Raw genomic sequence first — 20,890 nt, 5'->3', positions numbered from 1 at the left:
TATGGGTAACTACGATCATGTTTATAAAGGGAGAGATTATTCAGATATGATAGCAGCCGACCCCCAAGAGGCAAAAGGTTTACCGCCGGCGATTGCACGACTTCGCGAGCTGGCTTTTAATTTATGGTTCAGTTGGAACCATGATGCGCTGCAGCTTTTTGAAAGCATGGACCCTGGACGTTGGAAAGATCTCGGTCACAATCCTGTTCGACTGCTTCACGAGCTAGAGACTCCCCAGCTTGAAACGTTAAGCCAGAACACTGATTTTGTTGAGCGATATCACCAAGTTATGCTTAGATTCGATACGTATATGAATGAACCTAGCTGGTATTCAAATAACTATGCCACCGAAGATAATGTGCAAATTGCTTATTTCTCTGCTGAATTTGGATTCCATGAATCGCTTCCGATTTATTCAGGCGGCCTTGGCATTCTGGCCGGTGATCACATCAAATCTTCCAGTGACCTAGGAATTCCGCTTGCTGGCGTGGGCCTACTCTATAAAAAAGGCTATTTCACGCAAAAAATTGATGCGAGCGGCAGTCAGCAAAGTGAATTATTCCCCTATGATTTTGAGCAATTACCGATTCGTCCTGTACCTCAAAATGACCAACAGCTCACGGTCTCGCTCGATATCTCGGGTCGCACTATCACTCTCTTGGTTTGGGCTGTTAAGGTCGGACGCAATCTGGTCTTCTTGCTGGATACCGACCACGAAACGAATAATGACGGGGATAAAGCGCTAACTGCTCAGCTGTATGGCGGCAATCAAGATATGCGGATCGCCCAGGAAATGGTACTGGGAATCGGTGGTGTCAAAGTACTCCGTGCACTCGGCATTTACCCGAATGTGTACCACATTAATGAAGGTCACGCAGCTTTCCTGACATTAGAACGGTTGAAGGAACTGCTTCACTTAGGCCTTCCTTTTCATGTTGCGGTTGAGACCGTACGCTCCGCCACCGTTTTTACGACCCATACACCTGTTCCAGCAGGTCATGATACGTTCTCTGTCGAGATGGTGGAACACTATCTCAGTCACCTTTTCAGCGTGCTGCCTAAGCATAAACAAAGCATTCTTTCACTGGGGCTTGATCATAAGTCCGGTCAATTCAATATGACACATTTGGCGATGAATACGGCGGGACTGCGAAATGGTGTCAGCAAGCTGCATGGGCAGGTTTCACGCGAAATGTTCAAAGAATTCCATGGTCATATCGATGCCAGTGAGGTCCCGATCAGCTCTATCACGAACGGTGTTCACTTGGATACTTGGACCGCCCCTGCTTGGAAGGAGCTCTTCGATCGATTCCTCCCAGGCACATGGCGAGCGGAGCAGTCCAACGAGCATCAATGGGCACAAATCGAGGTTATTCCGGGCGAATCCATTTGGAAAGTTCATCAGCATTTGAAGGAAGATTTAGTACGTTACGCTCGAAATAGTCTTATGGAGCAACGCAAACGTAACGGGGAATCCGAAGAACGGATTGAAGAAGTTAGGCACTATTTAAACCCTAAAGCCCTTACAATTGGGTTCGCCAGACGCTTTGCTACCTACAAACGGGCCAATTTGATTTTCAATGATCTGTATCGCCTCAAGAAACTAATCAACGATCCCGATCGACCAGTGCAATTTATTTTTGCAGGTAAAGCCCATCCTGCTGATTACCCTGGTCAAGATCTCATCCGAGAAATTTACCGCATCTCACAGCTAAAAGAATTTCTCGGTAAAATCGTTATTCTCGAGAATTATGATATCAACATGGCTCGCTACCTCGTTCAAGGCGTCGACGTATGGTTAAACAACCCGCGCCGCCCCCTTGAGGCTAGCGGAACCAGCGGCCAGAAAGCCGCCATGAACGGCGTTCTTAATTTCAGCGTGCTGGACGGATGGTGGGAGGAAGGCTACAACGGTATGAATGGTTGGGCCATCGGATCCACAGGAGCCGCAGACTGGGCCGCGCAGGAGAAAGAAAATACCAAAGCGATTTATCACCTTTTAGAGAATGAGATTATTCCTCTTTACTACAATCAAGGTGAAATCCCTTATCAATGGATTGAACGCATGAAGCGATCCGTTCAGTCACTCAGCCCGGTCTATAATACGCACCGAATGGTGCAGGACTACACGAATCTTTCGTATGTACCTACAGCCAAACGCGCTCGACTTTTTGTCGCGGACAATTATGATGTGGCTACCAAAGTTGCCGATTATAAGCAATTCATCCGCAGCAATTGGCATCAGGTCCGAATTATGAATATTGATGATCACGCGAGTAAATCGACTTCCGAAGTCCCTCTAGCTGAGATTCCGCCGGGGACGAAAGAAATTTCGGCTCAAATCCAATTCGGGCCCATTTGGCCGCAGGATACGGCAGTAGAAGTCATATACTATGCAGAAAATGGCGAAACGTGGGAGCAGAAAATCATTCTCATGGCCCCCATTGGGGAACTTATTGAGCAATCGCAACGTTTCCAAGCTACCATTCCATCCCATCTTGTTCATGGGCCTCACTTCTCGATTCGTGTGCGTCCCATCTCAACCAACTTTGCGCATTCGTTTGAACTCTCCCTCGTTACGAGCACCTTGTCTTCATAATAAAATGTGATAACCTGAGAGAAAGCCCCGTTTGGGGCTTTTCTTATTGACTTAGATAAATTATGATGAGAAGAGAATTTACAGGATGTACAGGCAGATGTGAATGTAAATCTAACGACTTGGTGATGCTATGGATTGGAATAAGGTACTAGAATTGGCTTCCTTTTCGCCAAATCAGGATTGTCATATTATCATTGTTGGTGAATGTAAAGATGGTCAGCCTTTCTGTTTTGAAGATAGCTTTGCTATCGACAAAATAGGCGAAGATTCGATAACCGTATGTCTTGAACAATTGGGTGTATATCCCTTCGACAAGCTCGAACATGTTTCTCTCGTTGAATTTTCTTTCAAAGATGGTGCCATTTTATATTACGCTTATGTCGATTTGATTGGGCTTGAACTCAAAAAGACGATCTGTTCCCTGACATTATCTCTTCCTGAGGAAGTTTTTCAACATCAAAACCGAAGACATCCACGTGCAAAGCTTACACTGCGCACACCGATTACACTGCGTGTCGCTGGTATACGAAGCTTATCTGCTCAGAAGGGTGTCGCTTTTACCGGACAACTCCTCGATATCAGTGTTGGCGGATTATCCTTTGTCACATCCAATCGACTTTTCTTTCCGTTGATTCTGGAGTTCAGCTTCATTCTCCCGAATGTATCTCAGCCTATGACTGTCTATGGTGAAATTGTAAGAGTTACGCATTTCAGCAACGATAGCTATCGAGTTGCCGCCGAATTCCGGCATACACCTGAATCCATTCTCCAAGAGATTGATGCCTACTGCTCTAATTCTTAAGAAGACAATTCTACGAAAACTCAGTCCACGCTTACGAAGCAAGTTTTGCTAAAAGCAAAACTCTTAGGAGGAACAAGATTGAAATATAACGTCATTGAACGAGGCGATGACATCTCCAAGGGGCTGACCGAACGCTTCCACTCTCTCGCCGCTAAGCAAGGCATGCCAAGGGATGAAGATCATCCCGATATCGTCCTGTCCATTGGCGGGGATGGCACGATGCTCCAAGCTTTTCATAAATATGTGGACAAGTTAGATCATATTGCATTTGTTGGGATCCATACGGGGCATCTTGGCTTTTTTGCAGATTGGAAGCCAGACGAGTTAGATCATCTAGCTTCATTAATGTTTAGTGTTGCAACTCCAGAAGAGTTACAAGTCGTGCGCTACCCCGTTGTCGAAATCGAAATCACGACGGACAAGGGTGTTGAAACACATCTCGCACTTAACGAGTTTACGATTCGCGGGATCGAAGTTTCACTTGTCGCAAGGCTTCACGTGAACGATGAAATGTTCGAGATGTTCCGTGGTGACGGTATCTGTATATCTTCTCCCGCAGGCAGTACCGCTTATAATAAGAGCTTGGGCGGCGCCATGGTTCATCCATCGCTTGAAGCTATACAGATTGCTGAGATTGCATCAATTAACAATCGCGTGTACCGTACATTGGGCTCATCAATGATTTTACCGAAGCATCATCACTGTGACATTTATCCCAAAGCACAGCAGAATATGCTGTTGTCGCTGGACCACTTATATATGCAGCGCGCCGATGTCGTTTCCATTCGCTGCCGTGTCGCTTCCAATGTGAAAGTAAAATTCGCACGGTTCCGTCCGTTTCCTTTCTGGAATCGTGTTCGCGAGGCCTTCGTTGGCCTTGAAGTAAAATAAGCTTAAAACCAAGCATAACAAAACGCCATCTGCTCTCCACATTTGCTGGAGTTCAGATGGCGTTATTTGATTCACGCTGATTAAACCGTTGTTGAACTAATAACTTCAGTCGGTATTTGTTGCTTAGGCGCGTTTACTTTCTCGATAATAAAGTAAGCACACCCGAAGTTGCAGTACTCATTCAAATAATCTTGAAGAGCTGCGATGGAGGATTCTTTGGTCGCTTTTGGGTGGATTTCTTTGAAAAACCCTCTCAGTCGTAATTGACTATATCCCCAATCGCCCACAATATAATCGTACCGCTCCAATACTTCGCTGAAGCGTTCTTTGAACACTTCGAAATTCCAACCATTTTTGTGATCGGTAACAAGCTCGTATGTTTTATTGGCAATATGAATCATGGTGGTAGGAAGCTCTCCTTTCTATGATCCGTTCATTGAATTCTAAACGCTTGATGCTGCTTTGACCTGTTCATGCGCATGATAGGAACTGCGTACCAGCGGGCCCGACTCTACGTGCTTAAAGCCGCGTTTCATGCCCTCTTCCTTCAACATAGCAAACTGTTCAGGTGTATAATACTTGGATACTGATAAATGCGTCGTGGACGGCTGTAAGTATTGACCGATCGTCATAATATCACAATCCACTTCACGCAGGTCTTCCATCGTTTGAAGCAGCTCGTCCCACTCTTCCCCTACACCAATCATGACACTAGATTTCGTTGGGATGTTAGGGGCTATCTGCTTAGAACGTTGCAACAGTTCAAGTGAACGACGGTATTTCGCTTTAGAACGAACGCGATCTGACATCCGCTCGACCGTTTCCATATTGTGATTCAGAATATCTGGTTTTGCCTCAAGCACGGTAGCTAATGATTCTTCTCGACCCAAGAAGTCAGGAATCAATACTTCAACTGTGCACATTGGCAGTTTACGACGGATCGCTTTAATCGTCTCTGCGAAAATCATGGCACCGCCATCTGTTAAATCATCACGTGCCACCGAGGTAACAACACAATGACGAAGCCCCATTTGTAGCGCTGCGTCTGCAACACGTTCCGGCTCTTCCAAATCAAGCTCAGTAGGGAGACCAGTTTTAACTGCACAAAAGCGACAAGCCCGTGTACAAATATCTCCTAATATCATAAAAGTCGCTGTCCGATTCGCCCAGCATTCATGAATGTTCGGACATTTGGCTTCTTCACAAACTGTATGCAACGTCTTGGAACGCATCATGGATTTAATTTCTTTGAAATTCTCATCGGTCTTAAGATTGATCTTTAACCAGTCTGGTTTTCTCTCTAATACTTTTCTAGGCATTGTAATTCCCGCCTTTTTATTTGGTTTCTCAATGATGTTATTATAACATGAATGACTGACAAAACAATCCACTTTGGGGGTCAGTTGTGATACACTTGTTTAGATAGACCAAAACAGCTCAGCTTACTACATAAAGGCTGTATGGGAGGATAGAAACATGAGCATACAAGAAGTAACTCGCGAGAAAGATCGCAAGCTTGGTGAAATTTTGAGAAACATGGGCCGTGTCATTGTCGCCTTCTCCGGAGGAGTTGACAGTACATTCGTCCTCAAACGTGCACAGCAAGAGCTTGGGGATCAAGTCCTTGCCGTAACCGCAGCATCTGAAACGTTTCCCACGAGGGAGTTTGATGCCGCAGCACAACTAGCCGAACAATTTGGCGTTCGCTTGCACGTAACAGAGGTAAAGGAATTGGAAAATGCGAATTTCGTTGCCAATAATCCTGACCGTTGTTATCACTGCAAGACGGGGCTTTATTCCCATTTGCAAGATATCGCGAAGGAACTGGGATATCCTTTTCTCTTGGATGGTTCCAATGTCGACGATCTAGGCGACTATAGACCAGGACTACAAGCGAAAAATGAGCAAGGCGTCCGCAGTACGCTGCAAGAAGCCGGCTTAACCAAAGACGAGATCCGAGCGCTTTCCAAAGAACTTGGTCTGAGCACATGGAACAAACCTTCCTTTGCCTGCTTATCCTCTCGTATACCATATGGTACACAAATCGAGAAGTGGAAGATTGACCAATTGGACGAAGGTGAATATTTCCTCTCCCAGCTTGGCCTCTATCAAGTACGTGTGCGTCATCACGAGAAGATTGCTCGAATCGAAGTCATGCCAGATGAGATTCACAAAGTTGTTGAACACCGCGATGCGATTTACGAAAAATTCAGCAAGCTTGGCTTTACGTATGTCACGTTAGACCTGCAAGGCTACCGCACGGGCAGCATGAATGAAGTGCTATCTCAAGAAACGAAAGATAAGGTGAAAGAAGCTTCCTTATGATGGACTTAGAGAAGATCTTAAAACTCGTCCAGGCCGGCGATCTGGATATAGACGAAGCCAAGAAGCAAATCATCAAGGAAGGCGGATCAGGTCCCGCCAACCTTGATCTTGGATTTGCGCAGCTCGACATCGATCGCGAGAAGCGTACGGGCTTCCCCGAGGTCATTTTCGGGGAAGGCAAGACACCCGAGCAGATCGAAGCCATTTTCCGGCGGCTGATGGAGCATACCGACCGCGTGCTCGCCACACGCGTCGACGCGGCCAAAGCCGCCTATGTCGTAGCCAACGTGGCAGGTGTCACCTACCACGAAACCGCACGGGCGCTCACTTGGTTTAAGCGCCCGCTGCTCAACGTCCACGATGGTTATATCGCTGTCGTGTGCGCAGGCACTTCCGACCTCCCCGTGGCGGAGGAAGCTGCCCTAACAGCTGAATGCCTAGGCAGCCACGTTGAACGTGTGTACGACGTGGGTGTCGCTGGCATTCATCGGCTCTTCCGCCGGCTCGAGCTCATTCGCGGTGCGAACGCGATTGTGGTTGTTGCCGGCATGGAGGGCGCGCTCGCCAGCGTCATGGGCGGGCTTGTCTCTAAACCCATCGTCGCTGTGCCGACGAGTATTGGGTACGGCGCGAACCTTGCCGGGATCGCACCTCTGCTGTCCATGCTCAATAGCTGCTCGCCGGGCATCTCCGTCGTTAACATCGACAATGGCTTTGGCGCTGGTTATTATGCGGGACTTATTAACAAAAATATGTCGAAACGAGCGTGAATTACGACCATGCGCATTTTATATTTGGACTGCTTCTCTGGAATTAGCGGCGATATGACTCTTGGTGCTTTGGTTGATGCGGGAGCAGATCGTGCTTATATTGAGGATGAGCTTTCCAAAATCAAACTAGAGCCCTACACCTTGGAATGGAAGCGTGTTGTGAAACGCGGCATTTCCGCCCTCAAGCTGGATGTCATACTCGATCCTGAACATCCTCCGAAGCAGCACAGACATTATTCAGACATTGTCAGTGCCATTCAAAAAGCAGAATTCAATGAGCGTGTTACAGCACTTAGCTTAGCAATTTTCAAAAAAATTGCGATTGCTGAAGCTAAGATTCACGGGATCGCTATTGAAAAAGTACATTTTCATGAAGTCGGTGCCATTGATTCCATCGTTGATATCGTAGGTGTTGCATTAGCCATCGACTCCTTACAAATCGAGCGTATTTTCTCCTCTCCAGTACCATTAGGATCCGGAACCATACATATTGATCATGGTATTTACCCAGTACCCGCTCCTGCCACACTGGAGATGATGAGAGGCTTACCAATCGCTTCAACTCCGTATAGCTTAGAAATGACTACACCAACAGGTGCCGGAATTATATCTGGCATTGTTGATGAATTCTCCAAAAGCTTCCCACCCATGGTAGTTGATCACATTGGCTATGGTGCAGGCACTAGGGACTTACCTAAGCAACCCAATGTGCTCCGCGTAGTAGTTGGTAAAATTGATCCGTTTATTGGTAAATGGCAAGTTAGTCATGAGCATCTGGCGCATGAGCATAATCATGAACATACGCATACGCACGATGACCATCACCACCATCACGATCATAAGCATACACACGATGACCATACACACAGCCATGATCATGAAGTCGATCATAAACACGATCATCATCACCATCATGATCACTCACATACTCACACGCATCATGGCGATGCCACCCCTGGCACCCCACAATAGCCTATATAAGACAAACGCCCTTCCATCACAATGGAAGAGCGTTTTTTTGTCTCTGTTGTTGAATAAATAATAACCTAACTTCCTCATAAACCATCTTCAAAGGTACTTCATGCATCCTTGCTACTTGTTCACATTCCTTAAATTCAGGAGCATATTGCACCAATTTCCCTGCGTGATAACCAACTTTTACCGTTAAGGGGCCCCAAGGTGTTTCCACACGCTCAAATTCTCTAGCTAATCGATGACAAGACGCATGCAGATATCGAATCCCAAGTGTGGTTGTTTCACTGAATATAATCTCCTCAATGGCAGACAACCGTCCCTCGTCCACTAATACATTCAACATGATACCAGGACGCCCTCGTTTCATGATAATTGGTACCATATATACATCATTTGCACCCGCATCAAAAAGCTTATCCATCACATAAGTCATCCACTCTGGATTCATATCATCCAAATTCGCTTGAACTAATAACATATGGTCGTCAACATGCTCTTCTCTATGGTTAAAAGTCACTATTCCCACCTCATATTGGCATCATAGCAAATATTCCGTGGCAACGAAAGATCTAAGGATAAACAACAAGACATCCGTACATCCTAAGAACTAACATTTCAGGAAGGATGATAGAGATGCAAAGCAGGGCATTTTGGTCAAAAGTTCTCGTCCTTAGCCTCCTCCTATCAACAATCTCATTACCACCTATTTCAAATATTGATGTATCACCAGCTATGGCAAATGGCCCAATTACCCTAACACCAAGCTCCCAACCGACCAAACCTTCACACGCGGAGCGAAAAGAGCTTTTTGAAAAAATAAGCTTACTCTCGGGTATCCCCTGGACGTACCTAGCCGCTGTAGATCAATATGAGAAATCTATGAACACAGCCAAAAAAAGAACCGTTCAACAAAGCATCACGAATATATATTTTTCTGAGCTTGTTTGGGCGGGCATGCTTAATCCAGATCCACTAGATTCCAATTTAAAAAGTGTTTCCTTTTTCCACGGCTTAGGGCGGGATGGATCGGGGGATGGCATTGCTGACCGCACCAACGATTTAGATGTATTAGCGGCTATGGCTGATATATTAGGTAAAAATGGAACTAAAGTTGATAATTTACAAATTAATCTTTGGAATTATTACCACAACGCACGTAGCGTAGAACGTATACGTCAATTCGCTGCAATTTATGAGTCTTTGGGTACATTAGAGGCAAATACTCACGCATTCCCGCTACCTATTTCGTCCAACTACTCTTATCGCAGCACATGGGGAGATAGTCGAGGCTGGGGTGGGCATCGTACCCATGAAGGGACTGATCTTTTTGCTGGCTACGGTGTTCCTGTTAGAAGCACATGTTATGGCATCGTTGAAATCAAAGGATGGAACCCCTACGGCGGCTGGCGTATTGGCATTCGTGATTTAAACAACATTTATCACTACTTCGCCCATCTTTCCGGCTTTCAAAAAACGCTCAAAATAAACGATATCGTCAAACCCGGACAAACCATCGGTTGGGTCGGCAGCTCCGGCTATGGAAAACCAGGTACATCTGGCAAATTTCCTCCTCATCTTCATTTTGGGCTATATCGCGATAATGGCACTACAGAGTGGAGCTACGATCCTTATCCATCTTTACGCAGATGGGAGCGCGAAGATCGTGGTAAAAAGAAATAAACCCGCCTACTCACGGTGGGTTATTTCTTTTTAGGCTATTATTTGGTAACGCCTTCCTTGGGAGTAGGACTCGTTGCCCCTGCGTGCGGAATTGTTGGTAAAGTTATACTTGGCGGCGGACTGCCATCCTTCGAACTCCCCACTGGATTTCCCTTATTGTCATAATAATAAGTAGGAACATCCCCCACAACAAGCGAATAGGAAATAGGAATTTCTGTTTCTACAATTTCTGTCTCTGAATCAAAAGGGATAATAACAGAAACTTCTGCAACAATGTGCACGTATACTTCGAACATGACCATATTAATACCTACATTTTGAGTACGTGTATTTATATCCACCTTCACACTTCCAACTGGAAGTAATCTTATCGGGATATCTGGTCCAAAAGAGGCGAGAATAGCACTATTCATAGCCTGCCCAAGGGGGATATGATCTGCAGTACTTTCCAGATTATTCAACTCACCTTGAACCGTTTTAATAGCCTCCGAAGTAATTCTCATATGCTCATTATAATTCAACATAAAACCTGTAATTTTATTGTTTTTATCCATTTTCCAATCAATTAATTCCTCAGCATTTGTTCCTCCTGCCACATGATCGGCAATTGCACTATTTATCGCTTGGGTTGCGATCTGTTTAACCCTAACCTTCGCCAGATTCATCAAAGGCGGTCTAAGGTTTCGCTCTAAAAAAATAAAAAACTGTATGCAAAACAGGACTAAGATGAGCAGACCAATCCACAGTACCTTTTTACGGCTTGTTTTCACAGTTGGCCTGCTTCTCCATCGTCGACTCTGCAGCATGCTTCTCCCCCTTCCTCCGTGACCAAATCCTACTTATTCGCCATAATTTCATTAGTACTACCTTATGCGGACATGTTTTGAAAAAGACGATCCAATCCTCGACCCGTCTCTATTTACATTCCCCCATTTAAATCGACTACATCATCCTAATTTCACACACTCCCCTTCCCAGCCCCACTATCCCCTATTCCACCTACAATCCCCCTATCTACCCCTGGCCCACACTACTTCCTCTCGTCAAACCTATCCCAGCTATCCCCTATTTCACCTACATTTCCCCTGCCTACCCTGGCCCACACTACTTCCTCTCCCCGTTCGTCAAACCTATCCCAGCTATCCCTATTTTACCTCCACTTCCCCTGCCTACCCTGCCCCCACTACTTCCTCTCCCCGTTCGTCAAACCTATCCCAGCTATCCCTATTTTACCTACACTTCCCCTGCCTACCCTGGCCCCCACTACTTCCTCTCGTCAAACCTATCCCAGCTATCCCCTATTTCACCTACACTTCCTCTGCCTACCCTGCCCCCACTACTTCCTCTCGTCTAATCTATCCCCACTATCCCCTTCACTCAGGCAAAAGAACGAACATTTTATCCAAATTATTGAAAATAGATCATATGTTTGGTATAATAAAAGAAAGAACAAACGTTTCCATCTCGCTATATTGAGGAGAAAAATCATGGACCTTTCAAGTTTGTCATACGAGCAATTTCATACTTATTTTTCCTCCGAAGATATCTGCATCAACTTTCTATACCAAGCGAAATGGCCTGAAGGCTTCCTCTGCCCACGTTGTGAACATCGTCATGCCTATGTAACTACAACTCGACGGTTACCCTTATATGAATGTTCCCGTTGCCGTTTTCAGGTCTCTTTACTCTCAGGTACGATTATGGAAGGCTCCCGAACTGAGCTTCGCAAGTGGTTATTGGCAATTTTCCTGATTTCACGTACTCATATTGGTACAACCGCCATGGAGCTTTCAAGACTGATTAAAGTTACTTACAAAACAGCCTGGTTAATTCTCCACAAAATTCGCACTTCCATTCTACAGGCGGATAATCAAAGTCTGCTTACAGGATCTGTTCAAATTAACTCCGCTATCTATGGAAAACCCTTCAATCCAACTGTCCACAAACATCATCAAGAACATCTCTTACTCGCAGGCTCTTCGATCAATGATTCAGGTGAACCTACGTATATCAAAATTAAGCATGTTATCCCCGCATATCCTAGGAGTAGACATATTTCTAAAAGCGACATATCCACCTTTCAGGAGCAACATATCGAACCGACAGTGAATGAGATTCACAAAATTACCGGATTTTATACACCAAAACGACAGCGCCCATTACTTGAAATCGCTAAACAAGCAAGCACTTGGATTAATACCACCTTCCATGGCATCGGCGCCCGTCATCTTCAAAGCTATTTAGACGAGTTCTGCTACCGAATTAATCTCATTGCCTCTAAAATGCCTGTATTTGATAACTTGTTTAAACTCTGCATTGGTAATATTAATGCGGTCACTTAACCTATACTTTCTAAATATACTATTCGTTTTTTAGACTTGATTGTTCTTCAGAGTACCTTTAATTTATACACTTCTCATCAACTCACCCTGATTTTTAAGCACGTACAATTCGGATGGACGGATCCATGTGGTCTAGTTTTATATTTCGATTTATTTTGGGTTGGATTGTTCTGGTACTTCAATTCTGAACTGTTGCAAAAACCTGTTACATCGATCTATTACATTGATCCGTTACATCAATCTGTTACTTTGATTTGTTACATCAATCTGTTACTTTGATTTGTTACATCAATCTGTTACTTTGATCCGTTACATCGATCTGTTACTTTGATCCGTTACATCGGTCTGTTACTTGATCCGTTACATCGATCTGTTACTTGATCCGTTACATCGGTCTGTTACTATGACCCGTTACATCGGTATGTTACTATGATCCGTTACATCGGTATGTTACTTTGATCCGTTACATCGATTTGTTACTATGACCCGTTACATCGGTATGTTACTATGATCCGTTACATCGGTATGTTACTTTGATCCGTTACATCGATTTGTTGCTTTGATTTGTATGCCCAATTCGTTAGTTCAATCAAAATCGGTCTGGGGTTCCCAGTTCGATATAATTCAGTAAGGGGTCAAGTTTAGTCTAATTGGTCATGATTTATAAGTAGCGAAGTACTTGCACCTTTCTGAGCTGAGGGGATAGTGGGGATAGAGAAGTGGGAGTGGATATGGATGTGAAGTAGATGTTGTTGTTGTTGTTGTTGTAGATATAGTTGTGGATGTGAAAGGAAACGTATGGTGAATGGTGAGGTGTCTTGAAGCTTTTTCGCACTAGGACACAGCGAGATAAATAAAAAACTTTCATCCCCATCACTTGGATGGTTTTGAAAGTTTAGAATTCAAATTCTATTTTAACTCTTCATAAGCTCATCTAGCTCATCCCAAGACGTAATCCGCGGCAACTCCAGATGTCGATTATAGGATCTGTCCTTCACACAAATACGGACTGGCAAATGGGCTAACGTCTCCAGAACAGCCGGTTTATCATCAAAATAATAATCCAGCTCTAGTGCTTCTATGATATGTACTTTCTCGGAATCACTCATCCCACAGAAGAAATGCCCATCTGCGACAGGAAATCCATGGTTGAGCAACCATTGTCGTGTGCGTTCTGTATGCTCTTTGGCTCGGGCGGTAATGTAGTACACCTCATGGCCCTGCTCCACCAACCTGTTCAACACCTCGCGCGCATGGGGGAATGTCGCACAGTCCGAATAGTAAATCTCATCGCGGAGGCTGTACCACAGCTTTCCTCCTTCTTCCTTGGATAATCCAAACGCACTGTGAATTTCCATTGTAGGGAGGGCGTGGAACACCTCTAACTCAATGTTCTTCTGCAGCGTCTGATTATAAATATGAAATGCATGCTCTCTTAGATTAATGAGGGTATCATCAATATCAAATCCAAGTTTCACCGTCTAACCCTCCATTCACTTTGCCTCTATTCTTTTAATTTGATCCCAAAAAGGCTTACAAATACCGAAGCCTGTCCTCTAGAAATGATGCATCCGCGCAAATCTTCAATACTAACTCCTAAGTTTGCAAATTCACATGTGCTGAGGTCGATTCCTTCTAGTTTCACACCTGTAAATTGTGCTTGTTCTAACTGACAAACCTCAAATTGTAGCTTTTGCAAAGTCGCTTCATAAAAATCAGAACTGTTTAAAGAACACGTGTGAAACGTGATTTGTTTGAGATTTGCCATCCGGAATGTCGTAAAATCCCCTAAGCAATCTTGAAAAAGTATATTTCGTAGTGTGGCGCCGGTGAGATCCATGCCGATAATTTTGCAATTCCGAAATTCCGTTCTATGTATCGTTGCTTCTGTAAAGTCGACGTTCGACAAATCACATCGATCAAATATAACATCTGTGAACTCAATTTCTTTCATCGCAATTCGTGTAAAGGTCACGTTGCGAAAAATAATTTTATCAAACGCGACTTTATAAGCAGACTGATTATCAATAACGCAATCACTTATGATACCAGTATGAAAGCTGTCCTCAGGCTCAAATTTCCCCTCTTGCAAGGTAATAACGGGCAATTCTTTAGGAATTTTGGGTACATCTAATTTAGGAATACTCATGAGAAGCTCCTTTATCATAAGGTAATGGGCAAAAAAATAAGCCTTAACGGCTTACCTTTATAAAATGATCATAGTAGATAAGCTATGAAGCATGAAGAATAAGGATCCCCATTTTCTTTTGATATAATTCCGGCCACGGAAAAGCCTAGTTTTAATCGTAGAAACAGGTAAATTAACTTCGCGGCTGATGTCTTCTAAGGACATATCCAAATAATATTTATAAACAATGAGGTCTTTATATTTATCTGGCAGATCTTGAATCATTTGTTCCACCTGGCTGTAGGTTTCTTGTTCAATGAGTTGAAGTTCAGGTGTCTTCTCATGACTCACTAACTTCTCAATCAAGGGGCGTTCATCTTGGGATGGGAACCCGCTTGTATCCATGGAGAGTTCTTTTTTCTTCTTCCTCATCAGATCAATCGTGACATTTTTGCCAATGCTAAAGATCCAACTGGAGAAGTTTTTAGTAGCGTCAAAGCGATGAGAATTCAAATGTGCACGCAAAAAAGTCTCCTGAACAACATCTTCGGAATCTGATTTATTTCGAAGCATACGAAAAGCTAATCGATAAATTCTGTCTTTATACAGCTCCAGAAGTCGATTAAACGCATTCGCATCTCCTTGACTCCACATTGTTGCAAGTTGACTATCGCTTAATTGCAGCATGTTAAATCTCCTTCACTTATAAAACTACCTATCTTCTATTCTACCAAATCAAAGCAAAAAAAAGAAACCTTTTCAGGCTTCAAAGATGACTATTTATCGATAAAATTGGACACATATTCCGCTTTCTCTGCACTTGCTATGACGATTACCGTTACAATAATTCCGAATAAGATAAACCCGCCTACGATCATAACCGCGCACCCTCTTTGCTGATTGATACGAATGATCATCTCTTATCAAAGATATGATGCGCGGCACTTATTATTCACCAAGATTCATAATAACATATTGCTCAATATGGCTTGCCAATAAGCCGAAGGTCGGCTTTTGGACCTCTACGTGCTCTCCAAGCAGTGATTTCACAGCTAAATACGGGAAGTTAATGCCCGATAAACAAGTGACATGTAACCCGCCTGACATGCGAGGATTAATCTCCAACAGCTTCGGTACACCCTGATTATATTTGACTTGAATATTATAATTATAAGGAATGCGGTAGGTAGCCGCTACCTGATTAGCAAGCTCAATTAACTCTGGCACTTCTTCCAACAACCTCAACCGTCCATCTGCCTTACGACGCGGGACTGCGGCAAGGAGTTCGCCTGAAGCAGAAGCTAAACAATCTATGCTGTATTCATGACCATTTAACAACTCCATGACCATAAGATCTTCAAACCGCTCTACACTTGATAAATTCTGAACCACTTGCTCTTTCGTGAGATACGGCATGACCGGTCCAAACATATCAGTGAGCGCATTCCTCTTATTGCTGACAATCCGAAATCCATTGCCACCCTCACCATTCGTTGGCTTCATGCAGACGCCATGACCAGCTGCCGTGAGCGCATCATGCGCCCCAAGAAACTCCTCAGCGGTATTCACCACATGATAATCGGGAATCGCGACAATCCCTTTAGGCCTAATGGATTCGTAGAATTTTTGCTTCTCCATGAGATTTTCTAAGAGCTCCAGATCACGACAAACCGTTACACGTGTACCTATTTTCTCAAACTCATCGATATGCTTGGCAATCGCGTACATATGCAGCCTAGGAATAAACACATCAATCCCATGCTGTTTACAAAAATTCAATGCATATTCCACATAGTCGTCATCGCCGAGAACAGGTTCTGTGTCTGCAAAGTCCGCCGCTTGTAGCGCCATATGGCTACGATCTGGATGTGTAGCGTACATTTTAAACTTAGCGCCATCCTCATTATTACGAATGCTGTTCATGTAATGATAAGCGACTGAGAACCAACGGTTAAACCATACTTTTTTCATGAGGGCTCCTTTATGAGCAGCTTTCGGTGCTCGCTATGTGTGGAATGTACAAATGACGTGATATCATCAGCTGCAAAAATGCCGGATTCCTCAGTAAATCTATATTTCCCCGTCTGTCCTATCTGCTCTTGGCGGAATAGCTCTCCATGACCTGGAGCAATGGCGTAATCAGCGATGTCTAACAAGCTCTGATCCAGTAGTGAGTCACCGGAAGCAATGACTTTCCGTCCACCAAGTACTTGCTTCAGATGTGCAACCGCTGCTCCCTTGCTCACGGCCTCAGGGACGATGTAGACCTTTCTTCCTTGCACGGAAGTGCGCCAACCCATCCCACTCAAATGAACGCTGAGATCAGCTATTTCCTGCAACGGCATGCGGTCACGCTCAATGATATGAGAATAGAAGAGATCATCACACCAACTTGAGCTGGTTACCCAGTCCTGACGAAGTACACTATCCATCACGGGTAAAATGTCCTCGACAGGGACACTCGTCTCACTAAGACGGGTCCTGACGAGATTTCTCCACTCCGTATCCACCTTTCCATCGATCAGCATATTACCCCCATTGCTTGTCACGGCATATTGGGGTTTCAGAATTTGACTGATGAGATGAATTCGCTCATATTGTGCAATCGTTCGCGTTGTCACAGGGATGAATGTAAGTTCATTCATCAGCTCTTGTAATCGTTGATACGTGCTTGAGGACATATAGGATCTCACTTTACCATCTATCAGCTCGGCAACCATGATACGATCTCCCCAGTGCTCTGCTCGCTCTGCAGGCTGGGAGTAAATTAATGTCTGATCTAGATCACTGGCATAAATCATTCGGCATCCCCTTTCACAGATTGTATGAGGCCGCAACACGAGTATGTGAGACCTGGATACACCTCAACAGGTACACCACGCGCCTCAGCTAACAGCAAAATATGCCGAATATGCGGATTATCCATGCGATCTACCAAGATCCGCCAAGGTACTCTCCTAAGCAGCACACGAGTCGTTTCTCCCACTCCGGGCTTAATCAAATTGATATCAGCCATCTGATAGGATGTCTGAATCGCTTGAATATCTCGTAAGCCGTGCCAGGAAATCTCAGGCGGATGAGTCACTAAAGTTTGCGCCTTCGCCTGAGCATCTTTGGAAACTTTGTTGAAGAAAGGCACAATCGATTCAATAAAATGATTAGACTGATCGTGATCCAGCCATTCCTTGTAATATTTGGAGCCATGAAAATCATGGGGCCCAATTAAATCGTCGCGCAGCACTGTACGACTCATTAAACCAGAGACCGTCGAGTTCAGGCATGCACTCGGTATGAGAAAGTCCTCACGGGTTCCGAACATATCCGTACAATACCCCGGATCGGCAAGCACAGCTATATCATCGTCCAGGATGATCCCGTAATCCCTTGCCATTTTGCCACAAGCCTGGGTAAGCACTTTACGAATGGCCCCCTTGCCTGTCCACCCATCCATAAATTGCAGCCTTGCTCCAGGATGTTTCTGCAAAATATACAAGAGAGCGTTCTCATCAATTCCCTTGCCTCGAATAATCGAGATACTATAGTGCGGCAGGTTCATCTGGTGGATATCTTGCAAGTATCGCTTGATCAAAATGCCAACAGGCGTACCCGCCCTAGCCAAAGAAACGAGGATCGTATTTGGCCCCTTCTTTGTTCGAATGATCTCAGCTACCACACCTACGGATACGGCTACTTTCTCAGCAGACAGCTCGAGGGTTTCTTGATACAGGTTCAAATAATCCGAGGAAGGCAAATGCTCTTGCGGAAGCATTTCGGAATAGTGTGTTCCGGATTGAATAGCCCGCTCTCTGGCATCTAAGGCGACTTCCAACTGTATATTGCTGATATTCTTCAGTAGAAATGTCACATCACCAGGTGGATAACTCCCCATTGGTTCGGGTTCATCTATTCGTCTGGATTGCCAAGATTCCATATCTCAGTCTCCTTCCAATCAACCGTTTGGGGAGAGAAGAAGACAATATGCAGTGCGTGCAGTCCCTTCGCTTGGAGAATTCGCAAAATTGGCTCCATAGATGAAGGTGAAGCTTCTCTCTCCATAAAAAGGAAGAGATCCTGATACATGCCGTACGGAATATTGTAGAAGAAGTGCACGACTTGTTCATCCTCTGGAGAAGGAAAAGCATGTCCATATTTCACCGCGTAGTCACCTTGTTCAATGACATGAATAGGACTGCGTGTCGTCGATTGATAAGACACCCCTGTACCCATTTCAGCAGCAATTCGCATAGGGATATACATAAACTCACCCGTGCCCACACAGAGCGTCTTGCTCCCAGTACGCTTACGCTTGAGCAGCTCTGCCGTTTGCGTGATGGAATGATCCAATTGTTCCGTATTGGAGGGAGTAAGTCCGAACCTTCCGCTATGTTGTAAATAAGGGCGGTTGCCTGCATAAGGAGCATGCGAGAATAGTCGATTCACATAGCAAATTTGCAGCAGTTCCGTGCGCTCCTCAGGCAATGGGCTAGGGGCTTGCAATGACAAGCTCTCACTAGAGCCAACTACCTTCGTTTGCCCGCGAATTAATGAGATGACGTGAATCGTAATGTGCAGTTCCTTCTCTAGCTGAGCAAATTGCACAATATCTTCCTCTGTACGCCAATCCAGCAGTGCTAACACGTAGTAAATTTTCTTTGGAAATTTCCCTTGCAGGTCGCGAATGATATTAAGCGATGTTCGGCCAGTCGTAATTTCATCATCGACGAGAACGAGAATCTCAGGCAGCGCAAGAATTGCAGGGTCGTCGGAATACCCATAGTGAGCCGTTGCATGCGAATGTTCTTCTTCGAATTGCAGGATGGACGGTGATTCTTCAATCACCTCGCGTGTCGTGTGCAAATAATGGCTTCCTTGCCCAAAAGCTTCATATACCGCATGACCAATGGCCGTAGCTGTTTCCGCAAATCCAATAAAAGCAATAGGCTGCTTTAATGGTAACCGCTCAGACATGATCGCTTTATAAGCCGTTTCCGCTTTCTCCGGGTGTACAAGCCCCTCAACAGCCTGCCGTACCTTCTCTTCTGAATCCTTTCCTTGTAATGCTTGTTGCAATAATAATGCTAGAGTAGTTCCACTTAAGAGTGACGTATACGGATTCACCGGGATATGTTTGCCTAATACCTTACTTACAAATAAAAAAGATCGTTTCTTATTAATTCTCGCTGCCATTGCGAATAACGCATCTAGCGGGATGTTATAAGGATTAGAGGTCACATGGACGTGAAGCTCCAAATCACCTGCGATTTTATACGTACGCTCGGTCAGGCTTGAAGAATAATCCATCAAATGTTTGTTGTTCATGCAGCACCCCATAAATTTGTGATCGCATTAGAATACGTTTTGCCCAATTAGAATGGGGTTTAAATTCATTCATTTTATTCCCATACGCGCTCTTCATGACCCCGAGGTCACCATGGTTGTTGGACAGAATACTCGTGGCATCCGTATATTCCTCATGCGTGACTGTATAAAGCGATTGAACTGGTTTAATGTGAGTGGGATGAATAATGGTTTTGCCAATCATGCCATTCTCCTTATCCATCTTCACTTCGTTGATGAGCCCTTTCGTGGGGAAATATTCCCACACAGGTCCAGAGATCACGTTCGAAGCCTCCATACGCCCAAAAATATTAAGGATATCAGCTACACAATCCCGAATTGGTACTATGTCATAGATCGTCCTGTCAGGGCTGCGTCTCAGCCCAAATAAGCTTGAGAAATCTGTAGCCCCAATCCGTATGTTCAAAACCAAATCCTTAAACTTCGTTATGATTTCATTAATCGCTAGTAAAGTAGAAGTACGACTTTCTTTATAAATAATCGAGGCAGATTCCAGAATCGGTAATCCGTACAAAGTTGGTGCCGTTTCCGATTTCTCATCATTGTAATTTTCTAGAATTCGAAAATAGTCCTCGCCATTTTCCACAGTAAATTTCGGGAACATGATACCCGTCAGAAGCGCTACGTTGTCCTCCAACCGCTCCAATAAATAATTAAATTGATTTACACTTCTTACTCGCAGGAAAATCAGTGGCAGATTATCTGCATTCAAAATGCCTACATCAATCCAATGAGCAATCCGGTTCATTTGCCCGATGAGCGATTCCTCTGCAGCATGCACTTCGTTATCCCCGACCGCATCCTCCAGATCCAAGACGACCGATACGAGGCCTTCAATTTTACCAAAAGCGATATCTTCTGCAAACGTAAGTCGTGTCGCTGGCATATACAGTGCGGCACCAATGGAATGAGCTAGAATGTCTTTGTGTGAATGATTATGGAAGGAATTCGGCGGTAAATAAAATAAAGCTTTCTCTTCATCCGCTGTTAAATAATTGAAATATCGCATGCCGATTCCTC

At 44.5% G+C, this 20,890-nt stretch carries 21 protein-coding genes; 8 read left to right on the top strand and 13 right to left on the bottom strand.

All coding sequences use genetic code 11. The features are described from left to right. Position 1 precedes the first annotated feature (1 nt). The 3 genes from glgP (at position 2) to ASG89_RS02530 (ending at position 4,292) form a co-directional block, all read left to right on the top strand. Positions 2-2,599 (top strand): alpha-glucan family phosphorylase, encoded by a 2,598-nt coding sequence (glgP, locus tag ASG89_RS02540; RefSeq protein ID WP_235549568.1) that lies wholly within the window; start codon positions 2-4, stop codon positions 2,597-2,599. Between the two features lie 130 nt (positions 2,600-2,729). Further along, positions 2,730-3,401 (top strand): flagellar brake protein, encoded by a 672-nt coding sequence (locus ASG89_RS02535; RefSeq protein WP_057308726.1) that lies wholly within the window; start codon positions 2,730-2,732, stop codon positions 3,399-3,401. A gap of 78 nt (positions 3,402-3,479) precedes the next feature. After that, the gene (locus ASG89_RS02530; RefSeq protein WP_057308725.1) at positions 3,480-4,292 is read left to right on the top strand and encodes an NAD kinase; all 813 of its coding nucleotides are present in this window, start codon (positions 3,480-3,482) and stop codon (positions 4,290-4,292) included. An 80-nt stretch (positions 4,293-4,372) separates the two neighbouring features. On the opposite strand, the gene ASG89_RS02525 is transcribed toward ASG89_RS02530, so the two are convergent. Together ASG89_RS02525 and lipA are read right to left on the bottom strand one after the other, a co-directional pair. Then, positions 4,373-4,693 (bottom strand): YutD family protein, encoded by a 321-nt coding sequence (locus ASG89_RS02525; RefSeq protein ID WP_057308724.1) that lies wholly within the window; start codon positions 4,691-4,693, stop codon positions 4,373-4,375. 42 nt (positions 4,694-4,735) lie between these two features. After that, positions 4,736-5,683, bottom strand: a complete 948-nt coding sequence (lipA, locus tag ASG89_RS02520) for a lipoyl synthase (protein ID WP_082592631.1) — start codon at positions 5,681-5,683, stop codon at positions 4,736-4,738. 85 nt (positions 5,684-5,768) lie between these two features. Between lipA and larE the strand changes: the two genes are divergently transcribed. The 3 genes from larE to larC (ASG89_RS02505) are packed head-to-tail and all read left to right on the top strand — an operon-like array spanning position 5,769 to position 8,359. After that, positions 5,769-6,617 carry an ATP-dependent sacrificial sulfur transferase LarE gene (gene larE, locus ASG89_RS02515; protein WP_057308722.1) on the top strand — a complete coding sequence of 283 codons (849 nt, stop codon included), beginning with the start codon at positions 5,769-5,771 and terminating at the stop codon, positions 6,615-6,617. Next, positions 6,614-7,387, top strand: a complete 774-nt coding sequence (gene larB / locus ASG89_RS02510) for a nickel pincer cofactor biosynthesis protein LarB (protein ID WP_057308721.1) — start codon at positions 6,614-6,616, stop codon at positions 7,385-7,387. Before larE ends, larB begins: the two co-directional genes overlap by 4 nt. 9 nt (positions 7,388-7,396) lie before the next feature. Further along, the gene (gene larC, locus ASG89_RS02505; RefSeq protein WP_057308720.1) at positions 7,397-8,359 is read left to right on the top strand and encodes a nickel pincer cofactor biosynthesis protein LarC; all 963 of its coding nucleotides are present in this window, start codon (positions 7,397-7,399) and stop codon (positions 8,357-8,359) included. Between the two features lie 25 nt (positions 8,360-8,384). On the opposite strand, the gene larC (ASG89_RS02500) is transcribed toward larC (ASG89_RS02505), so the two are convergent. Then, positions 8,385-8,879: a nickel insertion protein gene (gene larC / locus ASG89_RS02500; protein WP_057308719.1), complete on the bottom strand. Its 495-nt coding sequence runs from the start codon at positions 8,877-8,879 to the stop codon at positions 8,385-8,387. Positions 8,880-8,995: 116 nt separating this feature from the next. On the opposite strand from larC (ASG89_RS02500), the gene ASG89_RS02495 reads away from it, so the two are divergent. Further along, a complete protein-coding gene (locus ASG89_RS02495; protein ID WP_057308718.1) occupies positions 8,996-10,042 on the top strand; it encodes a M23 family metallopeptidase in 1,047 nt (348 codons plus the stop codon). Positions 10,043-10,080: 38 nt separating this feature from the next. Here the strand turns inward: ASG89_RS02495 and yunB are convergent, their stop codons facing one another. Then, complete coding sequence (gene yunB / locus ASG89_RS02490; RefSeq protein ID WP_235549567.1) at positions 10,081-10,812, bottom strand: sporulation protein YunB; 732 nt, start codon at positions 10,810-10,812, stop codon at positions 10,081-10,083. A 717-nt stretch (positions 10,813-11,529) separates the two neighbouring features. Here yunB and ASG89_RS02485 point away from each other — a divergent pair. Continuing rightward, on the top strand, positions 11,530-12,384 hold the full coding sequence (locus ASG89_RS02485) for a transposase (RefSeq protein ID WP_063867644.1): 855 nt from the start codon (positions 11,530-11,532) through the stop codon (positions 12,382-12,384). 914 nt (positions 12,385-13,298) lie between these two features. Here the strand turns inward: ASG89_RS02485 and ASG89_RS02480 are convergent. The 9 genes from ASG89_RS02480 to ASG89_RS02445 all read right to left on the bottom strand — a co-directional run bounded on the left by ASG89_RS02480 (position 13,299) and on the right by ASG89_RS02445 (position 20,879). Continuing rightward, complete coding sequence (locus tag ASG89_RS02480; protein WP_057308716.1) at positions 13,299-13,862, bottom strand: 5' nucleotidase, NT5C type; 564 nt, start codon at positions 13,860-13,862, stop codon at positions 13,299-13,301. Between the two features lie 26 nt (positions 13,863-13,888). Then, entirely contained in the window at positions 13,889-14,533 is a 645-nt protein-coding gene (locus tag ASG89_RS02475; RefSeq protein ID WP_057308715.1) for a pentapeptide repeat-containing protein, read from the bottom strand. Positions 14,534-14,590: 57 nt separating this feature from the next. Further along, entirely contained in the window at positions 14,591-15,199 is a 609-nt protein-coding gene (locus ASG89_RS02470; protein WP_057308714.1) for a sigma-70 family RNA polymerase sigma factor, read from the bottom strand. A gap of 89 nt (positions 15,200-15,288) precedes the next feature. Then, a complete protein-coding gene (locus ASG89_RS37400) occupies positions 15,289-15,429 on the bottom strand; it encodes a hypothetical protein (RefSeq protein WP_157276491.1) in 141 nt (46 codons plus the stop codon). A 31-nt stretch (positions 15,430-15,460) separates the two neighbouring features. Beyond that, positions 15,461-16,483 (bottom strand): ATP-grasp domain-containing protein, encoded by a 1,023-nt coding sequence (locus ASG89_RS02465; RefSeq protein ID WP_057308713.1) that lies wholly within the window; start codon positions 16,481-16,483, stop codon positions 15,461-15,463. Beyond that, positions 16,480-17,313, bottom strand: a complete 834-nt coding sequence (locus tag ASG89_RS02460; RefSeq protein WP_057308712.1) for an HAD family hydrolase — start codon at positions 17,311-17,313, stop codon at positions 16,480-16,482. The genes ASG89_RS02465 and ASG89_RS02460 overlap by 4 nt, the downstream gene beginning before the upstream one ends. Next, positions 17,310-18,443: a cysteine protease StiP family protein gene (locus ASG89_RS02455; RefSeq protein WP_057308711.1), complete on the bottom strand. Its 1,134-nt coding sequence runs from the start codon at positions 18,441-18,443 to the stop codon at positions 17,310-17,312. Before ASG89_RS02455 ends, ASG89_RS02460 begins: the two co-directional genes overlap by 4 nt. After that, positions 18,416-19,831 (bottom strand): phosphoribosyltransferase family protein, encoded by a 1,416-nt coding sequence (locus ASG89_RS02450; protein ID WP_057308710.1) that lies wholly within the window; start codon positions 19,829-19,831, stop codon positions 18,416-18,418. Before ASG89_RS02450 ends, ASG89_RS02455 begins: the two co-directional genes overlap by 28 nt. Continuing rightward, positions 19,776-20,879, bottom strand: a complete 1,104-nt coding sequence (locus tag ASG89_RS02445) for an HpcH/HpaI aldolase/citrate lyase family protein (protein ID WP_057308709.1) — start codon at positions 20,877-20,879, stop codon at positions 19,776-19,778. Before ASG89_RS02445 ends, ASG89_RS02450 begins: the two co-directional genes overlap by 56 nt. Positions 20,880-20,890: the final 11 nt, after the last annotated feature.

The organism is Paenibacillus sp. Soil766, assembly GCF_001428105.1.
Classification (GTDB): Bacteria; Bacillota; Bacilli; order Paenibacillales; family NBRC-103111; genus Paenibacillus_E.
The sequence above is the reverse complement of the archived record's forward strand: the minus strand, read 5'-3'. Positions and strand labels throughout refer to the sequence as shown.

Coding starts and splice junctions, on each gene's coding strand:
- ASG89_RS37400 (WP_157276491.1), bottom strand. CDS start 15,429: ATGATCATTCGTATCAATCAGCAAAGAGGGTGCGCGGTTATGATCGTA.
- glgP (WP_235549568.1), top strand. CDS start 2: ATGGGTAACTACGATCATGTTTATAAAGGGAGAGATTATTCAGATATG.
- ASG89_RS02495 (WP_057308718.1), top strand. CDS start 8,996: ATGCAAAGCAGGGCATTTTGGTCAAAAGTTCTCGTCCTTAGCCTCCTC.
- larE (WP_057308722.1), top strand. CDS start 5,769: ATGAGCATACAAGAAGTAACTCGCGAGAAAGATCGCAAGCTTGGTGAA.
- ASG89_RS02465 (WP_057308713.1), bottom strand. CDS start 16,483: ATGAAAAAAGTATGGTTTAACCGTTGGTTCTCAGTCGCTTATCATTAC.
- ASG89_RS02525 (WP_057308724.1), bottom strand. CDS start 4,693: ATGATTCATATTGCCAATAAAACATACGAGCTTGTTACCGATCACAAA.
- ASG89_RS02535 (WP_057308726.1), top strand. CDS start 2,730: ATGGATTGGAATAAGGTACTAGAATTGGCTTCCTTTTCGCCAAATCAG.
- ASG89_RS02455 (WP_057308711.1), bottom strand. CDS start 18,443: ATGGAATCTTGGCAATCCAGACGAATAGATGAACCCGAACCAATGGGG.
- ASG89_RS02485 (WP_063867644.1), top strand. CDS start 11,530: ATGGACCTTTCAAGTTTGTCATACGAGCAATTTCATACTTATTTTTCC.
- ASG89_RS02470 (WP_057308714.1), bottom strand. CDS start 15,199: ATGCTGCAATTAAGCGATAGTCAACTTGCAACAATGTGGAGTCAAGGA.
- ASG89_RS02450 (WP_057308710.1), bottom strand. CDS start 19,831: ATGAACAACAAACATTTGATGGATTATTCTTCAAGCCTGACCGAGCGT.
- ASG89_RS02475 (WP_057308715.1), bottom strand. CDS start 14,533: ATGAGTATTCCTAAATTAGATGTACCCAAAATTCCTAAAGAATTGCCC.
- larC (WP_057308720.1), top strand. CDS start 7,397: ATGCGCATTTTATATTTGGACTGCTTCTCTGGAATTAGCGGCGATATG.
- larB (WP_057308721.1), top strand. CDS start 6,614: ATGATGGACTTAGAGAAGATCTTAAAACTCGTCCAGGCCGGCGATCTG.
- ASG89_RS02460 (WP_057308712.1), bottom strand. CDS start 17,313: ATGATTTATGCCAGTGATCTAGATCAGACATTAATTTACTCCCAGCCT.
- ASG89_RS02445 (WP_057308709.1), bottom strand. CDS start 20,879: ATGCGATATTTCAATTATTTAACAGCGGATGAAGAGAAAGCTTTATTT.